Source organism: Acinetobacter sp. V110_1 (genome assembly GCF_031798975.1).
In the GTDB taxonomy this organism is placed as follows: domain Bacteria; phylum Pseudomonadota; class Gammaproteobacteria; order Pseudomonadales; family Moraxellaceae; genus Acinetobacter; species Acinetobacter nosocomialis_A.
The window spans coordinates 68,459-91,169 of record NZ_JAVQNN010000020.1 but is presented as its reverse complement, the minus strand read 5'-3'; the positions used below and the strand labels follow the sequence as shown (position 1 = coordinate 91,169).

Annotated in this window: 27 protein-coding genes; 10 read left to right on the top strand and 17 right to left on the bottom strand. The window is 41.2% G+C overall.

Annotation, left to right across the window (positions count from 1 at the left end; genetic code table 11):
• Positions 1-22: 22 nt before the first annotated feature.
• Entirely contained in the window at positions 23-1,135 is a 1,113-nt protein-coding gene (dnaJ, locus tag RMA95_RS08330) for a molecular chaperone DnaJ (protein WP_263612597.1), read from the top strand.
• Positions 1,136-1,248: 113 nt separating this feature from the next.
• Here the strand turns inward: dnaJ and RMA95_RS08325 are convergent, their stop codons facing one another.
• Positions 1,249-1,614: a hypothetical protein gene (locus RMA95_RS08325; protein WP_311070124.1), complete on the bottom strand. Its 366-nt coding sequence runs from the start codon at positions 1,612-1,614 to the stop codon at positions 1,249-1,251.
• A gap of 184 nt (positions 1,615-1,798) precedes the next feature.
• Here RMA95_RS08325 and dapB point away from each other — a divergent pair, with 184 nt between their 5' ends.
• Both dapB and RMA95_RS08315 read left to right on the top strand, forming a co-directional pair.
• Positions 1,799-2,620, top strand: a complete 822-nt coding sequence (gene dapB / locus RMA95_RS08320) for a 4-hydroxy-tetrahydrodipicolinate reductase (protein ID WP_002053870.1) — start codon at positions 1,799-1,801, stop codon at positions 2,618-2,620.
• 51 nt (positions 2,621-2,671) lie between these two features.
• Positions 2,672-3,325, top strand: coding sequence for an START domain-containing protein (locus RMA95_RS08315; protein ID WP_311070123.1), 654 nt, complete (start codon positions 2,672-2,674; stop codon positions 3,323-3,325).
• A gap of 40 nt (positions 3,326-3,365) precedes the next feature.
• On the opposite strand, the gene RMA95_RS08310 is transcribed toward RMA95_RS08315, so the two are convergent.
• Complete coding sequence (locus RMA95_RS08310; RefSeq protein WP_311070122.1) at positions 3,366-4,556, bottom strand: MFS transporter; 1,191 nt, start codon at positions 4,554-4,556, stop codon at positions 3,366-3,368.
• A 4-nt stretch (positions 4,557-4,560) separates the two neighbouring features.
• A complete protein-coding gene (gene dkgB, locus RMA95_RS08305; RefSeq protein WP_311070121.1) occupies positions 4,561-5,364 on the bottom strand; it encodes a 2,5-didehydrogluconate reductase DkgB in 804 nt (267 codons plus the stop codon).
• Between the two features lie 120 nt (positions 5,365-5,484).
• Here dkgB and RMA95_RS08300 point away from each other — a divergent pair, with 120 nt between their 5' ends.
• Positions 5,485-6,387: a LysR family transcriptional regulator gene (locus RMA95_RS08300; protein WP_311070120.1), complete on the top strand. Its 903-nt coding sequence runs from the start codon at positions 5,485-5,487 to the stop codon at positions 6,385-6,387.
• Here RMA95_RS08300 and RMA95_RS08295 read toward each other — a convergent pair.
• Positions 6,371-6,745: a hypothetical protein gene (locus RMA95_RS08295; RefSeq protein ID WP_272235748.1), complete on the bottom strand. Its 375-nt coding sequence runs from the start codon at positions 6,743-6,745 to the stop codon at positions 6,371-6,373. The two genes, RMA95_RS08300 and RMA95_RS08295, sit on opposite strands and share 17 nt — an antisense overlap.
• Positions 6,746-6,835: 90 nt before the next feature.
• On the opposite strand from RMA95_RS08295, the gene RMA95_RS08285 reads away from it, so the two are divergent.
• Positions 6,836-8,260 carry a PLP-dependent aminotransferase family protein gene (locus RMA95_RS08285; protein ID WP_311070119.1) on the top strand — a complete coding sequence of 475 codons (1,425 nt, stop codon included), beginning with the start codon at positions 6,836-6,838 and terminating at the stop codon, positions 8,258-8,260.
• A gap of 2 nt (positions 8,261-8,262) precedes the next feature.
• On the opposite strand, the gene RMA95_RS08280 is transcribed toward RMA95_RS08285, so the two are convergent.
• The 8 genes from RMA95_RS08280 to RMA95_RS08245 form a co-directional block, all read right to left on the bottom strand.
• Positions 8,263-9,291: an NAD(P)-dependent alcohol dehydrogenase gene (locus RMA95_RS08280; protein ID WP_311070117.1), complete on the bottom strand. Its 1,029-nt coding sequence runs from the start codon at positions 9,289-9,291 to the stop codon at positions 8,263-8,265.
• 38 nt (positions 9,292-9,329) lie between these two features.
• Complete coding sequence (locus RMA95_RS08275) at positions 9,330-9,890, bottom strand: DNA-3-methyladenine glycosylase I (RefSeq protein ID WP_311070116.1); 561 nt, start codon at positions 9,888-9,890, stop codon at positions 9,330-9,332.
• A 30-nt stretch (positions 9,891-9,920) separates the two neighbouring features.
• Positions 9,921-10,166, bottom strand: a complete 246-nt coding sequence (locus tag RMA95_RS08270) for a hypothetical protein (RefSeq protein ID WP_001287364.1) — start codon at positions 10,164-10,166, stop codon at positions 9,921-9,923.
• A gap of 9 nt (positions 10,167-10,175) precedes the next feature.
• Positions 10,176-10,712, bottom strand: a complete 537-nt coding sequence (locus RMA95_RS08265) for a peptidoglycan DD-metalloendopeptidase family protein (protein WP_311070115.1) — start codon at positions 10,710-10,712, stop codon at positions 10,176-10,178.
• A 47-nt stretch (positions 10,713-10,759) separates the two neighbouring features.
• Complete coding sequence (gene mutY / locus RMA95_RS08260; protein WP_311070113.1) at positions 10,760-11,794, bottom strand: A/G-specific adenine glycosylase; 1,035 nt, start codon at positions 11,792-11,794, stop codon at positions 10,760-10,762.
• Between the two features lie 141 nt (positions 11,795-11,935).
• A complete protein-coding gene (locus RMA95_RS08255) occupies positions 11,936-12,298 on the bottom strand; it encodes an HIT family protein (protein ID WP_002053765.1) in 363 nt (120 codons plus the stop codon).
• 187 nt (positions 12,299-12,485) lie between these two features.
• Positions 12,486-13,223, bottom strand: coding sequence for a dienelactone hydrolase family protein (locus RMA95_RS08250; RefSeq protein WP_311070112.1), 738 nt, complete (start codon positions 13,221-13,223; stop codon positions 12,486-12,488).
• A gap of 170 nt (positions 13,224-13,393) precedes the next feature.
• The gene (locus tag RMA95_RS08245; protein WP_000490267.1) at positions 13,394-13,552 is read right to left on the bottom strand and encodes a DUF1328 domain-containing protein; all 159 of its coding nucleotides are present in this window, start codon (positions 13,550-13,552) and stop codon (positions 13,394-13,396) included.
• A gap of 194 nt (positions 13,553-13,746) precedes the next feature.
• Between RMA95_RS08245 and RMA95_RS08240 the strand changes: the two genes are divergently transcribed.
• From RMA95_RS08240 to RMA95_RS08230, 3 genes are all read left to right on the top strand, one after another.
• Positions 13,747-14,202 (top strand): YcgN family cysteine cluster protein, encoded by a 456-nt coding sequence (locus RMA95_RS08240; protein ID WP_311070111.1) that lies wholly within the window; start codon positions 13,747-13,749, stop codon positions 14,200-14,202.
• Between the two features lie 111 nt (positions 14,203-14,313).
• Positions 14,314-15,483, top strand: a complete 1,170-nt coding sequence (locus tag RMA95_RS08235) for a PQQ-dependent sugar dehydrogenase (protein ID WP_311070140.1) — start codon at positions 14,314-14,316, stop codon at positions 15,481-15,483.
• A gap of 105 nt (positions 15,484-15,588) precedes the next feature.
• Positions 15,589-16,854, top strand: coding sequence for a replication-associated recombination protein A (locus RMA95_RS08230; RefSeq protein ID WP_311070110.1), 1,266 nt, complete (start codon positions 15,589-15,591; stop codon positions 16,852-16,854).
• A 14-nt stretch (positions 16,855-16,868) separates the two neighbouring features.
• Here RMA95_RS08230 and RMA95_RS08225 read toward each other — a convergent pair whose 3' ends face one another.
• The 5 genes from RMA95_RS08225 to dapA all read right to left on the bottom strand — a co-directional run bounded on the left by RMA95_RS08225 (position 16,869) and on the right by dapA (position 20,679).
• A complete protein-coding gene (locus RMA95_RS08225; RefSeq protein WP_311070109.1) occupies positions 16,869-17,708 on the bottom strand; it encodes a formate/nitrite transporter family protein in 840 nt (279 codons plus the stop codon).
• Positions 17,709-18,020: 312 nt separating this feature from the next.
• Positions 18,021-18,224 (bottom strand): hypothetical protein, encoded by a 204-nt coding sequence (locus RMA95_RS08220; RefSeq protein ID WP_263614885.1) that lies wholly within the window; start codon positions 18,222-18,224, stop codon positions 18,021-18,023.
• Positions 18,225-18,414: 190 nt separating this feature from the next.
• Entirely contained in the window at positions 18,415-19,134 is a 720-nt protein-coding gene (gene purC / locus RMA95_RS08215) for a phosphoribosylaminoimidazolesuccinocarboxamide synthase (protein WP_108679651.1), read from the bottom strand.
• A gap of 36 nt (positions 19,135-19,170) precedes the next feature.
• A complete protein-coding gene (locus tag RMA95_RS08210; RefSeq protein WP_209045401.1) occupies positions 19,171-19,770 on the bottom strand; it encodes a lipoprotein-34 precursor (NlpB) in 600 nt (199 codons plus the stop codon).
• A 15-nt stretch (positions 19,771-19,785) separates the two neighbouring features.
• Positions 19,786-20,679, bottom strand: coding sequence for a 4-hydroxy-tetrahydrodipicolinate synthase (dapA, locus tag RMA95_RS08205; protein ID WP_311070107.1), 894 nt, complete (start codon positions 20,677-20,679; stop codon positions 19,786-19,788).
• Between the two features lie 329 nt (positions 20,680-21,008).
• Here dapA and pncA point away from each other — a divergent pair, with 329 nt between their 5' ends.
• Positions 21,009-21,653, top strand: a complete 645-nt coding sequence (gene pncA / locus RMA95_RS08200; RefSeq protein WP_311070106.1) for a bifunctional nicotinamidase/pyrazinamidase — start codon at positions 21,009-21,011, stop codon at positions 21,651-21,653.
• 54 nt (positions 21,654-21,707) lie between these two features.
• Positions 21,708-22,646: a bile acid:sodium symporter family protein gene (locus RMA95_RS08195; protein ID WP_311070105.1), complete on the top strand. Its 939-nt coding sequence runs from the start codon at positions 21,708-21,710 to the stop codon at positions 22,644-22,646.
• Positions 22,647-22,711 lie beyond the last annotated feature (65 nt).

Here is a 22,711-nt window from a genome sequence, read left to right as displayed (position 1 = left end):
TCCGTGAGGAGCACCGCCAAACATGGCTAAACGTGATTATTATGAGGTTTTAGGCGTTTCAAAAACCGCAAGTGATGATGAGATCAAAAAAGCCTATCGTAAATTGGCGATGAAATATCATCCTGACAGAAACCCTGACAATGCCGAAGCAGAAGAAAAGTTTAAAGAAGCTTCTGAAGCTTATGAGATTTTATCCGACAGCGAAAAGCGCAGCATGTATGACCGTATGGGACATAATGCATTTGAAGGCGGCTTTGGTGGCGCTGGTGGTGGCTTTGGTGGTTTCAGTGCAGAAGATATTTTCAGCCAGTTCGGTGATATCTTTGGTGGAGCGTTTGGTGGCGGCGGACGTCAGCAACGCCAACGTCGCGGTTCAGACTTACGCTATGTCATGGAACTTACCCTTGAGGAAGCTGTAAAAGGGGTTAAGAAAACAATTACCTTTACTGCTCCGGCACCATGTGATGTGTGTGATGGTAAAGGCTCTCAAAATCCAAAAGATGTAGAAACCTGTAAAACTTGTCATGGTTCAGGACAAGTACGTATGCAGCAAGGTTTCTTCTCTGTACAACAAACTTGTGGCACATGTCGTGGCCAAGGCAAAATTATTAAAAACCCATGCCATGCATGTCATGGTTCAGGTGTAGCTGATCGCCAGCAAACATTGGAAGTTACTATTCCAGCGGGTGTAGATAATGGCGACCGCGTTCGTTTAAGTGGTAAAGGCGAGGCGATCCGTGATGGTCAAGCGGGTGACTTATACGTTGAAGTGGTTGTTCGTGAGCACGAAATTTTCCAACGTGATGGCGCCGATTTATATATGGACGTACCAGTAAGCATTGCCGATGCTGCACTTGGTAAAGAAATTGAAATTCCGACTTTGGAAGGTCGCGTTAGCTTGAAGATCCCTGAGGGAACTCAAACAGGTAAATTATTCCGTTTACGTGGTAAGGGTGTTCGCCCTGTACGTAGCAGCATGGTGGGTGATTTACTTTGCCGTATCGTGGTAGAGACACCAGTCAACTTAACCTCTCGTCAACGCGAATTACTTAAAGAATTACAAGCATCTTTCGATGGCGAAGACAGTGCTTCTTCACCAAAGAAAAAATCATTCTTTGATCGTTTATTCGATTAATGCTTGATTAGATCGTAAATTAAAAAGAAGGCGGATATTCAAAAATATCCGCCTTTTTATTGCGCTGATTCATCTTATTATTTTTATTCTGCTTAAAAGAAAATGACTACCGATTACTCTGTCGGGTGAGCGACATCAATATCGTCAACACTTACAATAACTTCGCTTGATGCAATTGGAGCTACTACAGCCTCGATAGTAGCTTGATTAACTGGTTTTACAGCTACTTTTACTGTTTCTACTTCTGCGGTTTTTTCTTCAATGATCGGGTCGATATCTTCAACTTTAACTTCAGCAGTGGTATTGCTTGCTACGCTTGTTTGAGGTGTAGGTGTTGCTGCTTGAGTATTTACGTTCGTGGTAATGCGTGCTTTAGATAAGCTTTCTAATGTGTCCCCAGGTTGGATTGCAGGCTCTGCAAATGCTACTGAACTCATCATCCCCATAACGGCTATTAAGCCCATAATTTTCGAATGCATGCTGAACTCCTTATAGTCATCTTTTTTTCATTCGTGGGTCCGTAGTGTGCAGATCAATTCTTTAACTTTTGTGAAAACTGATTAAATTTCGGTTCATCTTAAAAAATATTTTTTACTTTTTATTGTGAGCAAAGAGTTTTGATATAGTAAGCCAATTATGTAAAACACAAGATTGGGAAGGATTATGTCAGCAGCTCCACGCATTGGTATTTTGGGTGCAGGCGGCCGTATGGGTCGTATACTTATTCAGGCAGTTCAACAAGCAGGTTATCAATTGGGAGCCGCTGTTGTACGCCCAGAAAGTACTTTAATCGGTGCTGATGCTGGTGAACTTGCAGGAATTGGTTCAATTGGAGTGAAGCTTACTGGAAGCTTGGCGGAGGTTCTTAAAGACTGTGACGTTGTAATTGACTTTTCGACTCCTGCTGCAACATCTGAGCATCTAAAGCTATGTCGTGAAGCTGGGGTAGCTATCGTGATCGGGACAACGGGAATGTCCGATGAACAAAAAGCTGAGCTTGATGAAACGGCAAAACATATACCTGTTGTATATGCTGCAAACTATTCTGTTGGCGTAAATGTATCAATCAAGTTACTTGAGCTTGCAGCAAAAGTATTTGGCGATACAGTAGATATTGAAGTGATTGAGGCTCACCACCGTCATAAAGTAGATGCGCCGTCAGGTACAGCACTCATGATGGGTGAAGCGATTGCTGATACTTTAGGCCGTAACCTAAAAGAAGTTGCTGTTTATGGTCGTGAAGGGCATACCGGTCCACGTGATCGTCAAACGATTGGTTTTGAAACCATCCGTGGTGGCGATATTGTAGGTGAACATACTGTCATGTTTATTGGTGAGGGTGAGCGTGTTGAAGTCACTCACAAGGCCACTAACCGTATGAACTTTGCTGCTGGTGCAGTACGAGCTGCTGCATGGGTTGTAGGTCGTGAAGCGCACAAATACGACATGAAAGATGTTTTAGGGCTGAACGACGTACAGGTGTAAATCATCTGTACACGTCCTACATGTGGCGAGAAAAACAAGATAGAGCAGAACATGAATAAAAAACAAATTGCTTTGACCACTCTTCTTTGCTTAAGCAGCCTCTATACAGGGGCTGCCTCTACAGACAAGGCGAAACTTAGCCTTGACCGTAATCATATTAAAGTGTGGACCTATCAAAAGGCTGATAACCCAGTCTTTCAATACAAAGCTGAAACAACCTTTGATGTACCCATTGAGCGTGCTGTGGCGGTGATTTTAGATGTAAAACGCGCAGCGCAATGGGTGCCTTATATGGGTAAAGTTGAAATGCTGTCTCAGGATGAGAAAAAGGGTGAATTTACATTATATATGGTTTTAGATTTTCCTTTTCCGCTAAAAGACCGCGATGTTGTGGTGAAAGGAAAAATGAGTAAAGCTGCTAATGGCGTTATTACGATTAAGAACACAGCAATTAATAGTAATTATCCGATTCAACCCGATGTGGTTCGTTTAACTCGTTATGAAGGTGAATGGACATTCCAGAAACTAGCGAACAACAAAGTTAAAGTAACCACGAGTGGCTATGCGGACCCAGCGGGTTCAATTCCTTTAAGCTTTGTAAATATGTTTGTTCAGCAGCAACCGTATCAAATGCTGCTTAAAATGAAGCGGGAAGTAATGAACCCGATTTATGAGCAACCTAAATTGCCCGATATTTTAAAATAATAAGCAATAAAAAAAGCGCCTGAGATGAGGCGCTTTTTTATTAATCTGAACATTGCTGTAAAGTTCGAGCTGGGCTACTTTCACGTTTGATTTGAAATAAAACCAGTAACAAACCGAACCCCGCCAGTAATGCACCAGCAAATGATACTGCGCTATAACCCCAACCTAAATCGAGCACTAACGCACCTGCGGCTGCACCGACTGCGTTACCTAGGTTAAACGCACCGATATTTACTGAAGAGGCAAGCCCTGGTGCTTCATGAGCAACTGACATTACACGCATTTGCAAAGGCGGTACTAAAGCAAAGGTTGCGGCACCCCAGATCACTAAGGCAATCGCTGCTCCAATCTGACTTTGTGCAAGGATTGGGAAAATTACCATCATCACAATCAACAGGACCAAGAAACCAATCAGAGTTTTGTTGATGGACAAGTCTGCAAAGCGACCACCTAAATGGTTACCAATTGAGAAGCCGACACCAATCAACACCAACATAAAAGTAATAAAGGTAGGTGAAGCATGAGTAAACTCAGTCAAACTTGGCGCGATATAGGTATAAAGCGTAAACATTGCACCTGCACCGAGTACGGTGGTAAGTAATGCAAGTACCACAGGGCCACGCGTTAATACTTTCAACTCAGCTTTCACATTTGGTTTTTGGGCAACCATACCTTGCGGTAACGCTTTCCATAAAGCGAGCATGGTAATCACACCCAGTAAGGAAATCGCAAGGAACGACATACGCCAGCCAATGTTTTGTCCTATCCATGTTGCCAAAGGTACACCACCAATATTGGCAATGGTTAAACCCATAAACATAGTTGCCACAGCACTGGCTTGTTTGTGCGCGGGTACAATACTCGCTGCTACAACAGAGCCAATCCCGAAGAAGGCACCATGGTTAAGGCTAGTAATGAGACGTGCACCTAATAAGCTCATATAGCTTGGTGAAAACGCTGCGATCAGGTTACCCACCGTAAAGATTGCCATCAGAAAAATCAGTGCATTACGCCTAGCAAAACCACCAAACCACAGGGTCATGAATGGGGCACCTAGCATGACGCCAAGTGCATAGCCCGTAATTAGCATTCCGGCTGTTGGAATTGAAATACCTAAATCATGAGCGATATTCGGAAGTAATCCCATTGGAGAGAATTCCGTGGTGCCAATGGCAAAGGCACCAATTGCCAATGCCAGTAACGAGAACGCCGTATTTGATTGAGTGTTCATGAGTTTAGTCCCAAACTGGTGCCCATGGCTCTGGGCTAACTTCACGACTGTTACGGTCGAGTTCAGCAATCATTTGCATTTCAGCTGAAGTTAACTCGATATCCTGTGCTTTTAAATTGCTAATCAGGTTTTCACGTTTAGTCGAAGATGGAATGACTGCAAAATCACGTTGCAATGCCCATGCAAGTGCAATTTGCGCTGTTGTTGCTTTATGTGCTGCTGCAATTTCAGCTAAAACAGGGTCTTGAAGCACTTTGCCGTATGCAAGCGTCATGTATGAAGTGACATCAATCTTCTTCTCTTGTAAGAAATTCACAAGTTTATGGTTTTGAAGATAAGGACTTAGTTCAATCTGGTTTGTTGCAATATTTTCAGCACCAATTGTGTCAATTGCTTGTTGAGTAAGTGCAATATTGAAGTTTGAAATACCAATTTGTTTAGTTAAGCCCTGTTGTTTTGCTTCAAGTAAAAGCTGCATGATTTCAGGAATCGAAACGCCTAAATCTGGTGCTGGCCAGTGAATTAAAGTTAAATCGACATGGTCAGTACGAAGCTTTTGTAGGCTCTCTTTTAAGCTTGGAATAAACTTATCTTGCGCAAAATTATCTACCCAGATTTTTGTAGTTAAAAACAAGTCCTGACGTGATACACCGCTTTCAGCAATCGCTTGTCCAATTGCTGCTTCATTTTCATAAATTTGAGCAGTATCAATGACACGGTAACCTACGTCTAAAGCAGTTTTAACAGAATCAATGACTGCTTGTTCTTTAAGACGGAAAGTACCTAGACCAAAACGTGGGATATTCATGTGTTCACCTAAATTTGAATAATCATTTAACTTGAGGTGCATTTTGCTTTTTTTATTGTTGCGAAAAAATAGATGAATAAGCAAAATATCTTTGATGATTAGTCAATAATAGAATAAGCCATGAAATCAACAATTGAAGAACTGGTTGCCTTTATCACAATTGTTGATACAGGCTCCTTTGTAGCCGCAGCAGAACATTTAAAACAGACACCTTCAGGAATAAGCCGCTCTTTGACACGTTTGGAAGCAAAGTTAGGTGTGACCTTGTTAGAGCGAACAACACGTAAGTTAAAACTCACCCAAGAAGGGCAGCAGTTTCTGATAAAGGCTCGTAAAATTTTAAATGAGCTGAATGCGGCCGAAGAAGAACTTCAAAAGTCTGATCAGGGTACTGCGGGACTGATTCGTATTGATTCGGCAACACCATTTGTCTTACATGTCATTGCACCATTAATGCATAAGTTTCGTGAGTGTTATCCCGACATTGAAATCGAAATAAATAGTAATGATCAGGTGATTGATCTATTACAACATAAGACCGATGTGGCATTTCGATTTGGGGAACTCAATGATTCGAGTCTTCATGCCAAGTTAGTGTGCAAGAGTCGTTTATATATTGTGGCAAGTCCAGAGTATTTAGCGATTAAGGGCACACCAACACAGCCTGAACAACTCGAAAAGCATGATCTGATTGGTTTTACACGACCTGATTATATTAATAGCTGGCCAATTAAAGTTGGTGATGAATATTTTTTCGCACAAGCAAATATTAAAGCTTCTAGTGGTGAGACTGTACGCCAGCTCACAATTAGAGGACATGGTATTGCACGGCTATCTGAATTTGAAATTTGGAAAGATATTCAAGAAGGGCGATTGGTTGCGTTATTTGAAGATCAAATAGAACATCAATATCAAAGCATCCATGCTGTGTATTATCAACAAGAGCATCTACCAAAACGAATCCGTTTATTTATTGAGTTTTTGGCAGATCAATTAAAAGATGGTTTTAAAACCTGTCTCTAAACTTACCATAAGCATCACTTGGAAAATGAACTTCTAAAATTGGAGTCGTTTGTCCTTGTGATGAATGTTGAGATAAGAAATAGCTTTGTTGCTGTTCTCGGCAACTAAAATATAATTTTGAATAGACTGAATTCACCATGACAACTTCGTTTGAGCTATTACGTTTATATTCATAATGAGAAATCGTATAGGTCTCATCATCAGTGCGCTGTTCTAATTTATAGTCCTGTTGGTTGGTCATTTTTAAATAACCTTCAATCAAGCTCTGGCAAACCGTGTGTCTGTGCTGCTCATTTTTGGGCTGTGGTTGGCAACCCGCTAAAACAATAGTAAATAAAAATATAGTTTTTAATTTCATGATTTTACTACTCTTTGAGTTGATTTCCATAGCCTAAAGGTGTTCTATAAACCAGTACAGATACAGAAATTTTTAAAAAAGCAGCACAGAATGACTTTTCAATATCAGGTTCTTGCCAATCAATTAGCACATCGTATTTATCAAGATGAACTTAAACCTCATCAGAAGCTGATTTCTTTACGAGATTTCGCTCGTCAGCACAGTATTAGCTTAAGCACGGCAAAAAGTTGCTATGAATTGCTTGAGGCGAGGGGACTCATTTATGTAAAGCCGAAATCAGGTTATTTTGTGGTTGCTCGTAGTCAATCTAGTCCTATTCCTGATAGCCCAGACTTTTTGTCTTTACCTCGACATGTCTCAAATCTGGAGTTGCATAACCAAATTCAAGAAGCAGCCTTACAAAGCCATCTCGTACCGTTGGGTTCGATTCAATTAACGCCGCACTTTATTCCTGTAGAAGGTTTACGTCGTTCTATTCAACGTGCTTTGAAAAATTGTCAGCCTCAAGACTTTCTTTATTGTAATAAACAAGGGCATGAGCAACTAAGAAAAGCGCTATCCGATCATTGGCGTGAAGATGGTATTTATATCGCTCCAGAAGATATTTTTGTTACCAATGGCTGTATGCCTGCTTTGTCTTTGGTGATTCAGAAGCTCACTGAAGTGGGCGATAGTATTCTTATTCCTACACCTACCTATAATGGTCATTTACAGTTATTAGCAAGTTTAAAACGACAGATTGTTGAGATTCCTGCAGATCATCGTGGCATTGATCTTGAGCGTTTAGAGTCCTTAATGCAGCAAGGTTTAGCTAAAGTTTGCTTAATGACTGCGAACTACCAGAACCCATTAGGATATTGTTTTAGCAATACAGAGAAAAAGAAGATTGCTGAATTAGCTGCAAAGTATCAATGTTTTATTATTGAAGACGATATTTTTGGTGAATGTGGCTACAGTAGTGAGCGACCATTGCCTATTCGATATTGGGACCGTGAAGGCTATGTAATTTGGTGTGGTTCAGTTTCTAAGTCTTTGTCGAGTGCGTATCGGGTAGGGTGGTTTTGTTTAACTACAAAGTTAGAACATTTAAAGCTTGAGCTGCTAGTAAGTAATATCGGGGTGAATACACCACTACAATTAGGCCTAGCTGATTTTATTTATAGCCGTGCTTACAGAGAGCATTTAGAACAGTTAAGACCAAATTTAATGCGACAAGTTGAAGAATACCGTAGCTGTATTTTAAAAGCCTTTGAAGGCATTCCAATCGCATTGAGCCAGCCCGAAGGTGGCTATGCATTATGGATACAGTTGCCTAAAAGTGTAGATAGCTTGGCGCTCTATTACACTGCACAAGCTCAAGGAATTACCGTGGTACCAGGCCATGTTTTTGGTGAGGATGAACGCTATCGGCACTTCATTCGTTTAAATGCAGGGCATGAGTTAACAGCAGATGTCCGCCAAGCAATTAAAGACTTGGCGAACTGGTCACGACAACAGATGAAAGGGTTGAGTTAGTTTTATTCTGCGAAGTCTGCTTTAAGCACAATACGGTAGCGTGCTTGACCTGAGTGTAGACGTTCAATTGCTTCATTGAGCTGTGACATTGGAAACAGCTCAATTTGAGGCGCAATTTTTTTGCGTGCAGCAAACTTTAAAAGTTGACGCAGTGCAGCAGGTGAACCTGTAGGTGAGCCAGTTACTGATTTAGCACCACTAATAAGTGAACCTACAGAAACAGGAACAGGTTCAAGGGTGAGACCCAAGAAGTGCAAAGAACCATTTGGCGCTAGTGTAGAAATGAAAGCACGCCAGTTTAGGGTCACATTCACGGTACTAAGCAATAAATCAAATTTACCTTTTTGTGCTGTTACTGCATCGGTGTCGCGGCTATTTACGACATGGTCAGCACCCATTGCTTTGAGTTCTTCAGTTTTATCTGAGTTAGAACTAAAAGCAGTAATTTCACAGCCCCATGCTTTAAGGAGCTTAATGGCGATATGACCTAAACCGCCAATACCAATCACTCCCACGTGATGTGTTGCCTGAATTTTGTGTTTAAGTAATGGGTCAAAAACGGTAATTCCGCTGCAAAGTAGGGGACCTGCACTTTCTGGGTCTAAATCTTCAGGAAGGGGAATTGCCCACTGCCAACCTGCACGAACCTTATCGGCAAAACCACCAGCATGCCCGACGATTGTTGCAACACTTCCGCCTGTACAAAGTACTTGATGACCACCAATACACTCATCACAGGCTTGGCAACTTTCAGCTGTCCAGCCAATACCGACACGTTGTCCAATTTTTAGACCTTTGGCTTCTGGACCCAAAGCAACAATTCGTCCAATAATTTCATGGCCTGCTACCACAGGGTAGACAGTCGATCGCCATTCATTGTTTAAAACAGAAATATCAGAATGACATAAACCACAGTATTCAACTTTTACTTCAACCTGATGCGGTTGCAATTCACCTGCGTCAAATTGGTAAGGAACCAGTTTTTCACCTGCTTGCATTGCAGCATAGGCCTGAATCGTATTATTGCTCATCGGAAACTCCTTAAGCGGATTTGAACCGTTCTGGTGGGTTATGAAGCTTTAAATTGACAATCATTTTCATGATCATCGACCATGCCTACTGCCTGCATAAAAGCATAGCAGGTGGTTGGGCCGACAAATTTGAAACCATTCTTTTTAAGCGTTTTAGAAAGTTTTACGCTCAGTTCAGTTTGAGCAGGGGCCTTACGATAATCTACAACATCATTATGTTGAGGAGCTGCATCTACAAACTGCCAAAGCCATGTAGGAACATCACCGACTTGTACTTTGAGCGCTTGCCAAGCAATAGCATTATCACGAATGGCTTTGAGTTTACCAAAGTGACGAATTAAGCCAGCATCGGATAATTTTAGTTCTAAAAAATCATCTGTGAATGAAGCAATTTCTGGAATTGGATGATTAAAAAAGTGCTGACGGTAGCTTTCTCTTTTTTTCAGTACGGTAATCCAAGATAAACCAGCTTGCTGACCTTCGAGGCAAAGCATTTCAAATAAACGTGCTTCATCGTGTTCGGGTTTACCCCATTCTTCGTCATGGTAAGCAATATAAAGTGGATCGTCGGAACACCATCCGCAGCGTTGAGTTTTCATGATGATGCTCCTTATATTTATCTTGGAATTTTAAAGTTTAAATAGCACCCATTCATTTGGGCGAGTATCCCAATAATACAATTCAGCTTGAGTTAAGTCTTCAAACTTTAGCCAAAAATCTTTGCCAACTTTGTCTGAAAAACCGGTACTGATCAGTAGGGCATCATCGCTGATTTCCATGATCCAGCCTTGATAGCTATTGCCATTTAAAATGATCTTTTGCTGGTTGCCAGACTCGGCAAACTCTACTAAGCGATTGATCAGCGCTTCCGACATAAAATGTTCCTAGCGTAAATATGAATAAGGATTAACAGCACCACGTCCTTTACCATTTAGGTAAAGACCATAATGAAGATGAGGTGAAGTATAACGTGCATTGCCCGTATTGCCGACATAGCCAATTAAATCGCCTTTTTTGATATAGTCACCAACACTTAAGCCACGTTTGTGACCATCAAGATGAGCATAATAATGCCATGTTCCCGCTGGACCTAAAATCCAGATGACTTTGCCACCCAAGTTGTTATTACGAAGATCGGCAATCAGTCCTTCGGTGGTGCTATACACTTTGGTTCCACGTGGAGCCAAAATATCAATGCCTTCGTGACTACGGCCCTGACTGCGTGCCGCACCCCACGTGTCTTTTAGTTCGTCTCGATCAACACCTTTTACCGGAACTGGAAGTCGATTTGGAAGCTGCATACTCTCGAGCTTACTAATTTGAGCGGGTGACAGTGGTGTAGGTTTTTTAGGTGCACTGGCACAGGCAGCCAATAGAATAATAAGAAAGCCAAGTGAGAAATGAGAAACAAAACGTCGCACAAAATACTCCCTGTCATAGTTATATCAAAATTATTTTGACCACTATGTCATGAACGGCTTGTCGAGATCAATTTTTTCATAGCGGTTGGTATACCTTTGGCAATGGCCTGTTCCGGACTTAGCCACTGGCCTTCAAGTTCAATCGCCAAATGTTCTTTTTGATCAGGTTCCACGTGGAACACATGAGCATTAAGTAACCATGTGAAGTGAGTGAAGCTATGGCTGATCTGAAAAGTTTGAGCTTGAGGTTGTAGTTTAAATTGCTGACTTATGCTCAGTCGTTCATGTTCATTTTCTAAAATAGGTAAACAGAATAAACCACCCCATAGGCCATGAGCTGGGCGTTGTTGCCAGAACCACTCATCTTCACACTGAATAATAAGAACATCTGCTGTTTTAACAGGTGGTGTTTTTTTCGGTTTTTTAAAAGGTAATTCTTGTTCTAAACCTTGCTGGTAAGCCTGACAATGAGCTTGCATTGGGCAGTATAAACAAAGAGGCTTTTTAGGCGTACAAATGGTTGCACCCAAGTCCATAATCGCTTGCGTGTAGTCATGGTTGCGATGTGTCGGGCAAAGCTCTTCAGCGAGTTTCCACATTTCACGTTCGTGTTGTGGTTTGCTTAAGTCATCTTCAATGGCAAAGAAGCGAGCTAAAACGCGTTTCACGTTGCCATCCATAATCACGCCGTACTGACGTAAACCCAAAGACATGAGTGCACCTGCGGTCGAGCGACCAATGCCAGGTAGTGCAATCCATTCTTCTAGGGTTTCAGGGAACTTACCTTGCTGTGCTACAAGACCAGCGGCTTTATGCAAATTGCGGGCACGAGCGTAATAGCCAAGACCTGCCCAATAAGGGGCGACTTCATCCCAAGTTGCATGACCTAAAGCGTCTACCGTTGGAAAGCGCTCCATAAAGCGGTCAAAATACTGCAGAACTGTTTTTACCTGAGTCTGCTGTAGCATAATTTCAGAAACCCAAACTTTGTATGGATCATCTGCGACTTGCCATGGCAAATCATGACGACCATGTTGATCGAACCAGTTTAAGAGGGCATCAGAAAAAGAAAATTCAGGCATGAACAGCTATAGAAGAGAAGTAAGGGCTAAATTATAGCTGAAATTGGGAAGAAGTTTTGTTTAAAGCAAGCAATCAGAACGAGCCTGTTCAAACAGAGACTACTTTAAAACGAGTAGTCTCTGCTTCAAGCATAGAAAGGATTAATCCTCTTTTACGCCCCAACGTTGATCAAGTTTCAACGGTTGGTTTTTATAGTAAGGAATGACATGAATGTGGAAGTGGTCGGAAGTCTGGCCAAATACTTCACCATCATTAAAGCCAATATGGAAACCAGCTGGTTGATGACGAAGCTGTGTTTCATGACGGGCAATTTCAAGAAGTGTCAGTAAGCTTTCATGTTCTTTAGAGGTAATGTCAAAAAACGAGCTTACATGGCGCAGTGGCGTTACAACACAATGGCCTTTAGACAATGGATTTGGGTCAGGTAAAATTACAGCAAATTCATTCTTATCAATGATGTCATATTCATCAAAATTGCAATACGGACATTTCTTGTCAGTCATTGTTGTATCCTCTCATGTTATTCCATTAAACCCCGAGTGCGGGAAATAAGACTAGGCTTTGCTCTAGCTCAACGGGAGTATATTTATTGAAGTATGGTTTAAAAAATACAGGAAAAATATTGCAAAGTCATAAAGATTTAAGGGAGCAAATGCGAAAAAAGAACCATTTGCTCCAAATTTGCTTCTTTTATTTTAAAGTACGTTCTAGTAAAGCGTACATTTTAGCAAGGCCTTGTTTTTCCGCTTCGCTGTTGTAGCCAAGGTCGACACCATTCGCTTTAGCTCTTTCATCTGCAAGCGGGTTACTAAAGCCATGTTTAGCATCCTTTAAAACCACTACTTCATGTTTAACCTCAGCAGCTTGCATCTCTTTTTCAAAATTAGCAACATCTTCTAAGGTGACCATGCTGTCTAGTTCACCATGTAGAACTAAAACTTCACCTTGAATGTTGCCTTTTTGAGCAGGAGCCTTAGGTGTTAATGTGCCATGGAATGTCGCAATTGCTTTGAGAGGAGCACCTGAGCGAGCTAGATCGAGTACTACTTTGCCACCATAGCAAAACCCTACCGCTGCAAGTTTTTCACTATTCACTTCTGGTTGAGCAGCTAAAGTTTGAAGCCCTGCATTAGCGCGGTCAGTCACCGTGTCTAACTCTTCAAATGTCTGCATCATCCATTCGTAAGCTTGAGCTGCAGTCGTAGTCACTTTTTTATCGCCATACATATCGATTGCAAGCGCAGCATAACCGTGTTCAGCAAGTTCACGCGTACGTTGTTCAGTGTATTCGTTACGACCCCACCACTCAGGACCAATAATGACACCAGCTACAGGGCTTTCACTCTCTGGAGCTGCAAAGTAACCAATTAAATGGCTGCCATCTGGTGCAGTATATTGAATTTCACGGGTTTTAATTGCTGTACTCATGACATTAATCCTGAAATTTAACTTGATTTAAATACGCTTGATTAAAGCATAAAAAATAAAAGTCATATGAATAACTATGTAAAAATCTACATCAAAAGAAAAACATAGAAATAATCAGCCAATAAAAAAGAAGGAACGAGTTCCTTCTTTTTAATATGGTCATAATTAAATTAGGTTCGGCCTCGCGAAATAAAACCAATAACAGCGAGAATTACAGCGATCACTAATAAAATCACGGCAAAGTCTTTAGATAAACCTGCAACACCACCAAACCCTAATAGACTGGCAATGAGTGCAATCACTGCAAAAATTATTGCCCAACGGAACATATGCTGTCCTCCTTATTTTTCATTGTCTTTTTACTATATAGCGTGTTTTTTGCACGAAATGTGTCGTTTATGTGGTTGAAATGTATATTAAACAATCATTTTGTGATGCTAAAAATACGGCTTATTTTCTTAAGCCCAGTGTAGTTCAATGCTATAATCTCACTTTGCTTTATCTATATAGCTGTTAAAAACTTATGTCTACCGAGACCCTTCGTCCAATGTTTTGGAAAAATTACACGCTAGAGCAGCTGACACAGGCTGAGTGGGAAGCTTTGTGTGATGGGTGTGGTTTATGCTGTTTGGTTAAGCTAGAAGATGAAGATACCCATGAGGTGGCTTACACCAAGGTAGCGTGTAAGTTACTCGATTGCAGCACAGGGCGTTGCTCGGATTATTCAAACCGTCAGCAGCAAGTACCTGACTGTTTGCAGCTGACGCCAGAAAGCTTAAAAACCATTCATTGGTTACCATCGAGCTGTGCCTATAAACGTTTGAACGAAGGCAAGAATTTACCTTCTTGGCACTATTTAAATACGGGTACGAGACAAAGTGTCGTTAAGGCGAAAAAGTCGGTTGCAGGACGTTGTATTCCTGAAACTGATGTACATGAAGATGATTTAGAAGATTATGTAGTGCGTTGGGTGCGTTAATACGCTCCCGATGGGCATTTAAATTACAGCGTATAATAAAGTAACACTTTTATCGTAAATTTTTTAATGATCTCCGTTATATAAAAATAAAAGCAAAAGGAGATAAAAATGATGAGACAACTAGCAGCCCCCTTGTTATGCAGTAGCTTCTTATTATTAATGGCCTGTGGCTCCAATAATACTAATTCAAAAAATCCTGAACAACATACAACTGCAAAAACAGAGCAAACCAATGCTGCCAAACAAACTTATCAGATAGAGGCAGTTGCACATTTTAATGAACCTTGGGCGATTACCAGCTTGCCAGACCAACGTTTATTGGTGACTGAACGACAAGGCAAATTAAAAATTTTTAATCCCCAAAATAAACAAGTGCTAGATGTTCAGGGTGTTCCAGCGGTGAACTATGGCGGACAGGGGGGGGTAGGGGATGTTGCTCTACACTCAGACTTTGCCAAAAATCACTGGATATATCTCAGTTATGCAGCCAAAGGACAAGGTGGATCTGGTGCAGTGATTTCACGTGCAAAATTAGATTTATCTAACCCCAATCAACCAAAACTCACCGATATAAAGCAAATTTGGCAGCAAGTACCTAAAGTCTCAGGGCAAGGCCATTATGGGCATCGTATGCTTTTTGACGCAGATGGTAAGCTTTGGGTGAGTTCAGGTGAGCGCCAAAAGTTTGACCCTGCTCAAAACATGAAAAGTAACTTGGGTAAAATTCTGCGTTTAAATGATGACGGTTCAGCCGCCGTAGGTAACCCTTTTTATCAGCAAGGCGGCGTCACTGCGGAAATATGGTCACTGGGACACCGTAATCCCTTAGGTATGGCTTTTGATCGCCAAGGACAGCTCTGGGTGGTTGAGATGGGGCCTAAAGGTGGCGATGAGCTTAATATTATTACCAAAGGTGAAAATTATGGTTATCCAATTGTCTCAAATGGAGATCATTATTCCGGTCAGCCTATTCCAGATCATCACACGCACCCAGAGTTTAAAGCGCCAGAAATTGACTGGACTCCTGTAATCTCACCGTCGAGCTTAATTATTTATCGCGGACAACAATTTCCCGCATGGCAAAATAAAGCTTTAATTGGCGGGTTATCTTCAGAAGCAATTGTTGTTGTAGATTTAGAGCATAAGCCCGTAAAAGAAGTACAAAGATTAGAGATGAAGCAACGTATTCGTGGGTTACATGAGGCACAAGACGGTTCAATTTGGGTAATTGAAGATGGCCCCAATGCTCGTTTACTCAAGCTGAGTAAGAAACCCTCTTAATGCTAGGAAATACCCTGTAAATAAAGGATGTGTCTCATAGATTCAAATTGTAGATTTCTGTGAGACACAATAGACTATAGTGAAAAGACGATAAAGCTATTTGAGATGTCAGACACCCATATTCCACTTCCTGAACGCCTGCGCCCAAGAGACTTGTCTGAAATTATTGGGCAAGATCATTTGTTAGGTGAACATGCACCCTTACGTCAAATGATTGATCAGGGACATTTGCCTTCTATTATTTTTTGGGGGCCGCCAGGCGTCGGTAAAACGACAATTGCTTTGCTTTTAGCTCAGGCAATAGATCGTCCATTTGTGAGCTTATCTGCGCTGAATACGGGCGTAAAAGAATTACGTGAAGTAATTGCAGAAAGTGGTGACTTACTGACACCTGTAGTTTTTATTGACGAAATCCATCGCTTTAATAAATCACAGCAAGATGCATTATTAGGTGCCGTAGAAAAAGGTAAAATTACCTTAATTGGCGCCACCACTGAAAACCCGTCTTTTGAAGTCAATAGTGCACTTTTATCACGCTGTCAGGTCTATACCTTAAACAGTTTAGACAGTGAAGCAATTCAGACACTACTTAACAATGCACTCCAAAACGATAAATTTTTAAAAGAACGTTATATTCATATTGAAGAGTATGATGCTCTTTTACAGTTTGCAGCAGGTGATGCCCGTAAAGCACTCAATTTACTAGACTTAATTGCAAGTACTTTTGAGCCCGAAGTTGAAAATACCATTACCAATGCTGTAGTAGTAAAAGTCGCTCAGCAAAATATTGCGCGTTATGACAAATCGGGTGAACAGCATTACGACCTCGTTTCTGCCTTTATCAAATCGATTCGTGGTAGTGATCCAGATGCGGCTTTGTACTGGATGGCGCGGATGCTTAAAGGTGGGGAAGATCCGGTTTTTATTGCAAGACGTATGTTGATTGCCGCTTCAGAAGACATTGGAAACTCGAATCCAAATGCACTATTGCTTGCAGGTGAATGTTTCCGTTCTGTACAGGCGGTGGGAATGCCTGAGGCTCGAATTATTTTGGGTCAAACAGCAGTTTATTTAGCGACCAGTGCAAAAAGTAATAGTACTTACCTCGCGATTAATAAGGCCTTGGAACTTGCTGAGAAAACGGCAAATTTACCAGTACCTTTACACTTGAGAAATGCGCCAACCAAGCTGATGAAACAGCAAGGTTATGGGATTAATTATCTCTATCCTCATGACTACCCAGAGCACTTTGTGTTGCAAGACTATTTGCCACCTGAGTTAAAGGGAACCAAACTCTATGAGTCGGCAAGAAACAAGCGTGAAGTTGAAGGTGAACGCTTACAACAACGCAGATGGCAGCACGAACAATAGTTTATTGTTTCCTGCTATTGTTCCAATTCTTCAGTCACCTGACCATAAATCAGCAGGGTAAGCACGCCTGTACCACCAATAATATTGCCAATGGTGGTTGGGATCAGGAAATTAAACAGATATTCACCAAGAGAAGCTTCTCCTTGCCAGACCAGATAGGACATTTCGGTAGAGCCAACGACCACATGGGTAAAGTCGCCTAGTCCTATTAGATAAGTCATGAAAAAGATGACTAGGAATTTATTGCTAACAGAGGGTAGCATCCAGACCAATGCAGCAATTAAAAGTCCAGACATAACCCCTTTAAGCAGATTTTGGATGGCGGAAAAAGACGCAACATGATGTGCGAGCTCATCTAGGGCTTTGTCAATGTTTGGAGTAAACAGGTCGGTGGTCAGGAAGAATAAACTCGCCAAAGCTGTTCCAATGATATTGCATAGAATCACAATCCCCCATAAACGGCCCACGGCTCTTAATTTGTCCAATGTAAAGGGCTTAAATAAGGGCACAACTGTAGTAATGGTATTTTCGGTAAAGAGCTGCATGTGGCCCAAAATGGCAATTAGAAAGCCAATGGTATAACCGAAATTGGTGATTAAATCTGTCCAGATCGCATCAGTTGGGATATAAGAGGCAATAATCGCTTTAAATACAAATGAAAAACTGATGACCAGACCTGCTGCAATGCCTGAAAAGATCAGTGCAGCTGTTGGGCGATCCAGTTCTTCTGCACCATCACGACGGATAATTTCATAGACCAAACGGGGTGACAGTTTCTCATGTTCTTCTACTGCCATTTTTTCACGCCAGCTTAAGGTTTGCTCGACCTTTTTTTCCTCTATTTCATGATCCATCAGATTTGCTCCTCACTGAATAAATATTTTCTACTTATTATTTTTATTTATTGTTAAGGCAGCATTCGGGATAAATCCAGTTTATTCCTAACAGCTTTATGTGTCTTTTTATAAATTGAATGATACGGTGGTAAACAAAATAATATGCGAATAAAAGCAGTTAACCAGATAGGACGGTTAAATATAAACAGAGATAGAGAGTACTTTGTATGACAAGACTATTTGTCGCCTGAGTTAAAGGCGAGCAAGTTCTATAAACGAGTTCGAAACCGGCGAGAGGTTAGGTCTGTGCGTTTACAGTAAGGTAGATGATTAAAGTAAGGTATATGTTCTCAATGTGCGTATGAGTTTCATATAGTCACCTTGAGAAGCTTCAGAAATGACGGTTTCTACTTCAGCTTCGCTCCAACCTTGTTTCAAAGCTGAATCGCTAAAATTAGATAAAATCACTAATGGATTTTCACCAAAATGTATCGAGTGATTCATTAATCTCTTTTCAGGCTTAAATAGTTCCATAAAATTCACCATACTTTAAATTTAATTATTGTGATGCAATTAGTGTTTTTTTAGATTTTAGTGCTTTGTTTTTAGATTGTGCAAGTCATAATTTAATTAAATATACAAATCTGTCTACTTTTCTAAATTTTAGGGTCCTGAAAATAAAAAACCGAGCGGAAATGCTCGGTTTTTTAATGAAGCTGGCGAATTAGATGTCAGATAAATCTACACCTAAACGAGAAGCAACTTCTTCATAAGCTTCAACAACACCGCCTAAACCTTGACGAAAACGGTCTTTGTCGAGTTTCTTCTTAGTGTCTTTATCCCATAAACGGCAACCGTCTGGAGAGAATTCATCACCAAGTACGATACGGTCATGGAAAACACCAAATTCAAGTTTGAAGTCCACCAAGATCATGTTGCCTTCAGCAAATAATGCTTTCAATACATCATTTACTTTATAAGTTAACACTTTCATTTGTTCTAACTGTTCAGCAGTCGCCCAACCTAAAGCAATCGCTTGAGATTCGTTAACCATTGGATCGCCTAGGCCATCATCTTTGTAGAACAATTCAAATGTAGGAGGAGTAAGTTCTTTACCTTCTTCAACACCTAAACGACGGCATAAAGAACCCGCTGCGTAGTTACGAATTACGCATTCAACAGGAATCATTTGAAGTTTCTTAACAAGAACTTCAGTTGGAGAAAGCAATTTTTCAAAATGCGTTTCGATACCTGCTTCAGCAAGTTTTTCCATGATGAAGGCGTTAAAACGGTTGTTCACCTTGCCTTTACGATCTAGTTGTTCGATTTTTTCGCCATTGAACGCAGAGGCATCATCACGAAAGACTAAAATCAGATGGTCGGCATTGTCTGTTTCATATACAGATTTTGCTTTACCAGTATAGAGCAAGGTTTGTTTTAACATGAGGGAACCTTTTAAAAAAAAATGCCTAGTAAACGACTAGGCTGGCCAATTTTGGTAAATCTGGTTTAACACTTCCGCAGCAACATCAGGGCTTGCAAAAGTGTTGTCTGGGTTAAAGAGAGCAAGGCTATGACTAGAGCCAACACCAGTCAGTTTAAGCACATAAGTTTTGTCATTTACTTTAATCGTCGCTTGATTACTGCCTTGAGCGATGATGTTGTAATTTAACGTGCTTAGGGTTGCTTTGGTGTATTGCCAAATTTCAGCAGTACTTCCATCAATTTTTAACAGTGGGTTTTTATTACCATCTGTCACAAGTTGAGGGCGACTAAGCGCGCTACCTGATTGAGCAGATGTATCTGCTGAATCATCTTTCGTTTGTTCAGGGCGTGGCAATGCAAAACGGTTGCCACGCTTGTTTTCAAACTTCGGTGCGTGATCGATAGCGAGCTGGTCTACTGTTGGTGCAGGATACAAAGGCGTCGCTGGTCGTACAGTTGCATCGGCAGGATACTCAAGCGGGGCGAGTTGCTTTGCTTTTTTATAATCTAAAGAGTGATTATTGAGTGCGAAGCGACCACAGCCAGCTAAACTTAAGGCTGAAACTGCAAGGACTAAACCAAGACGTAATTGCATCATAAATTGCTCTTATTAAATAATTCCCGCATCTTTTAGGGCATTGCGGAGAGGTTCGCGATATTGCTCAGCGAGAGGAGTGAGTGGTAAACGAATACCAGTATCAATCAGTCCCATCTCATGTAGTGCCCATTTCACAGGAATTGGGTTAGATTCGCAAAATAGAATATTGTGTAAATTTGCAATCTTATTGTTAAGCGTCTTCGCTTGTGGCTCATCTTTAGCAATTGCAACCGCACATACTTCGCTCATTGCTTTAGGTGCAATGTTTGCAGTAACCGAGATATTACCGTCTGCGCCAAGAAGCATAAGTTCCCATGCAGTTTCATCGTCACCCGAGTAAACAGCCATCTTGCCGTTTAAAGCATCGATTAAAGCTTTACCACGAGGCACATCACCTGTTGCGTCTTTGATACCGACAATGTTAGGAATTTCTGCTAAACGTACCGCTGTATCGTTTGACAAATCTACGCCAGTACGACCTGGTACGTTATAAAGAATAAGAGGTAATTCAACAGCTTCAGCAACCGCTTTATAGTGCTGGTAAAGGCCTTCTTGGGTTGGTTTGTTATAGTATGGTGTTACAAGTAAAGCTGCATCAGCACCGAGGTCTTTAGCTGCTTTAGTTAATTCGATTGCTTCACGGGTTGAGTTTGCACCAGTACCGGCAATAATTGGAATACGTTTATTGGCTACACGAATAATTTCTTTAATAACCTGTGTGTGCTCTTCCATGCTCAATGTTGAGGCTTCGCCGGTTGTACCGACGGCTACAATACTGTTTGTACCTTGTTCTATGTGCCACTCAACCAGCTTCTCAAGACCCTTCCAATCTACACCGCCATCTTTCAACATGGGAGTGACAATTGCGACGATTGAGCCTTGAATGGTCTGTGCTTGCTGAGTCATTTTAAAAAATATCCTATTTATCCATCCGAATCTGAGGTAAGAAAAACAAAATGTGGGATGGTTGCAGTATTTTGATTGTCCAGTTCTAACAATAACAGATTGTTGAATGACAATTATGCAAATTATGACTGATCAGACGCATAAGAACAATATGCTTAACTGATAAACCCTATGTAAACTTGAGCAAAACATAGAATGCCAATTTGATCATTTCAAGTAAAAGACAGTAAATATGACAATATGGTGCAATTCTGCGAATCCCTACTTGATACAGTCTTTTTTATGGCAAGATAAAATGCATATTTTTCCCGAATGGGACTTAAGATGGCATGAAAATGAAGAAACAACCACAAAATTCGGCTTTAGTCGTAGTTGACGTGCAAAATGGTTTTACCCCTGGTGGAAACCTAGCAGTTGCCGACGCCGATACAATTATTCCAACCATTAACCAACTTGCTGGTTGTTTTGAAAATGTCGTTCTGACACAAGATTGGCATCCGGATAATCATATTTCTTTTGCAGTCAACCATGCGGGGAAGCAGCCATTTGAAACCATTGAACTCGACTATGGATCACAAGTGCTTTGGCCTCAGCATTGTGTACAAGGCACTCATGATGCCGAGTTTCATCCAAATTTGAATATTCCAACGGCCCAGCTGATTATTCGAAAAGGCTTTCATGCTCATATTGATAGCTACTCGGCTTTTATGGAAGCAGACCACGCCACAATGACGGGCTTAACGGGTTACTTAAAAGAACGCGGTATTGATACGGTCTATGTGGTCGGTATAGCTACCGACTTTTGTGTTGCATGGACTGCTTTAGATGCCATTCAACTCGGCTTTAAAACTCTAGTGGTTGAAGATGCCTGTAAGGGTATTAATCTCAACGGCTCTTTAGAGCAGGCATGGCAAACTATGCAGCAACAAGGGGTTGTCCGTATGCAATCGACTGATTTGTTAAATGAATGCTAGAGATAGTGCCCATGATGTTTGGGCTTTAATTGCGATTTGATATGGATGAACAGCATGTCTGCATTATTACGTTTTACTCAATTTGTTCAGAAAACGTTTGCTTTATGGGTCATCGTTTTTGCGGCACTGGCACTCTGGCAACCTGAATTTTTTGTCTGGCTTAAAGCTTATATTCCATGGATCTTGGGCATTATTATGCTCGGCATGGGAATGACCATGACCGTAGACGACTTTAAAGGGGTATTGCAAAGCCCTAAAGCCGTCTTAATTGGGGTGGTTGCCCAGTTTGTGGTGATGCCCGGTTTGGCATTTGTTCTGTGTAAATTATTTGATTTACCGCCTGAAATTGCAGTCGGCGTTATTTTAGTGGGGTGTTGCCCAGGCGGAACAGCTTCAAACGTGATTACCTATATGGCCAAGGGTAACGTAGCGTTATCGGTCGCTTGTACATCGGTATCAACACTTTTAGCACCTGTATTAACACCTGCAATTTTCTATCTGCTAGCCAGCCAATGGTTAAAGATTGATGCAGCTTCGATGTTTATTTCGATTTTGCAGGTGGTGCTACTGCCTATTGTGATTGGTCTGATTTTGCGAACTTGGCTTAAACGTCAGGTCGAGTCCTATATTCAAGTCATGCCGTTAGTTTCAGTTATTGCAATTGTCGCGATTGTGGCAGCCATTATTGGTGGGAGTAAAGCAGCTATTTTTCAATCCGGCTTGCTCATTTTGGCGGTAGTGATATTGCATAATGGGTTTGGTTATTTATTAGGTTTTACCGCAGCTCGTTTCTTTAAATTGCCTTATGCAGACAGTAAAGCAATTGCGGTAGAAGTCGGTATGCAAAACTCAGGTTTAGGTGTGGCACTTGCAGCAGTACATTTTGCTGCTTCTCCGATTACAGCAGTACCAAGCGCGATTTTCAGCCTTTGGCACAATATTTCTGGGCCTGCACTTGCGACTTATTGGGCAAGTAAACACAAACAAGAATAACTGTAGAAAAACATACATTACAAAAGAAGGCCAAACGAATAGTTTGGCTTTTTTATTTAAAGAAC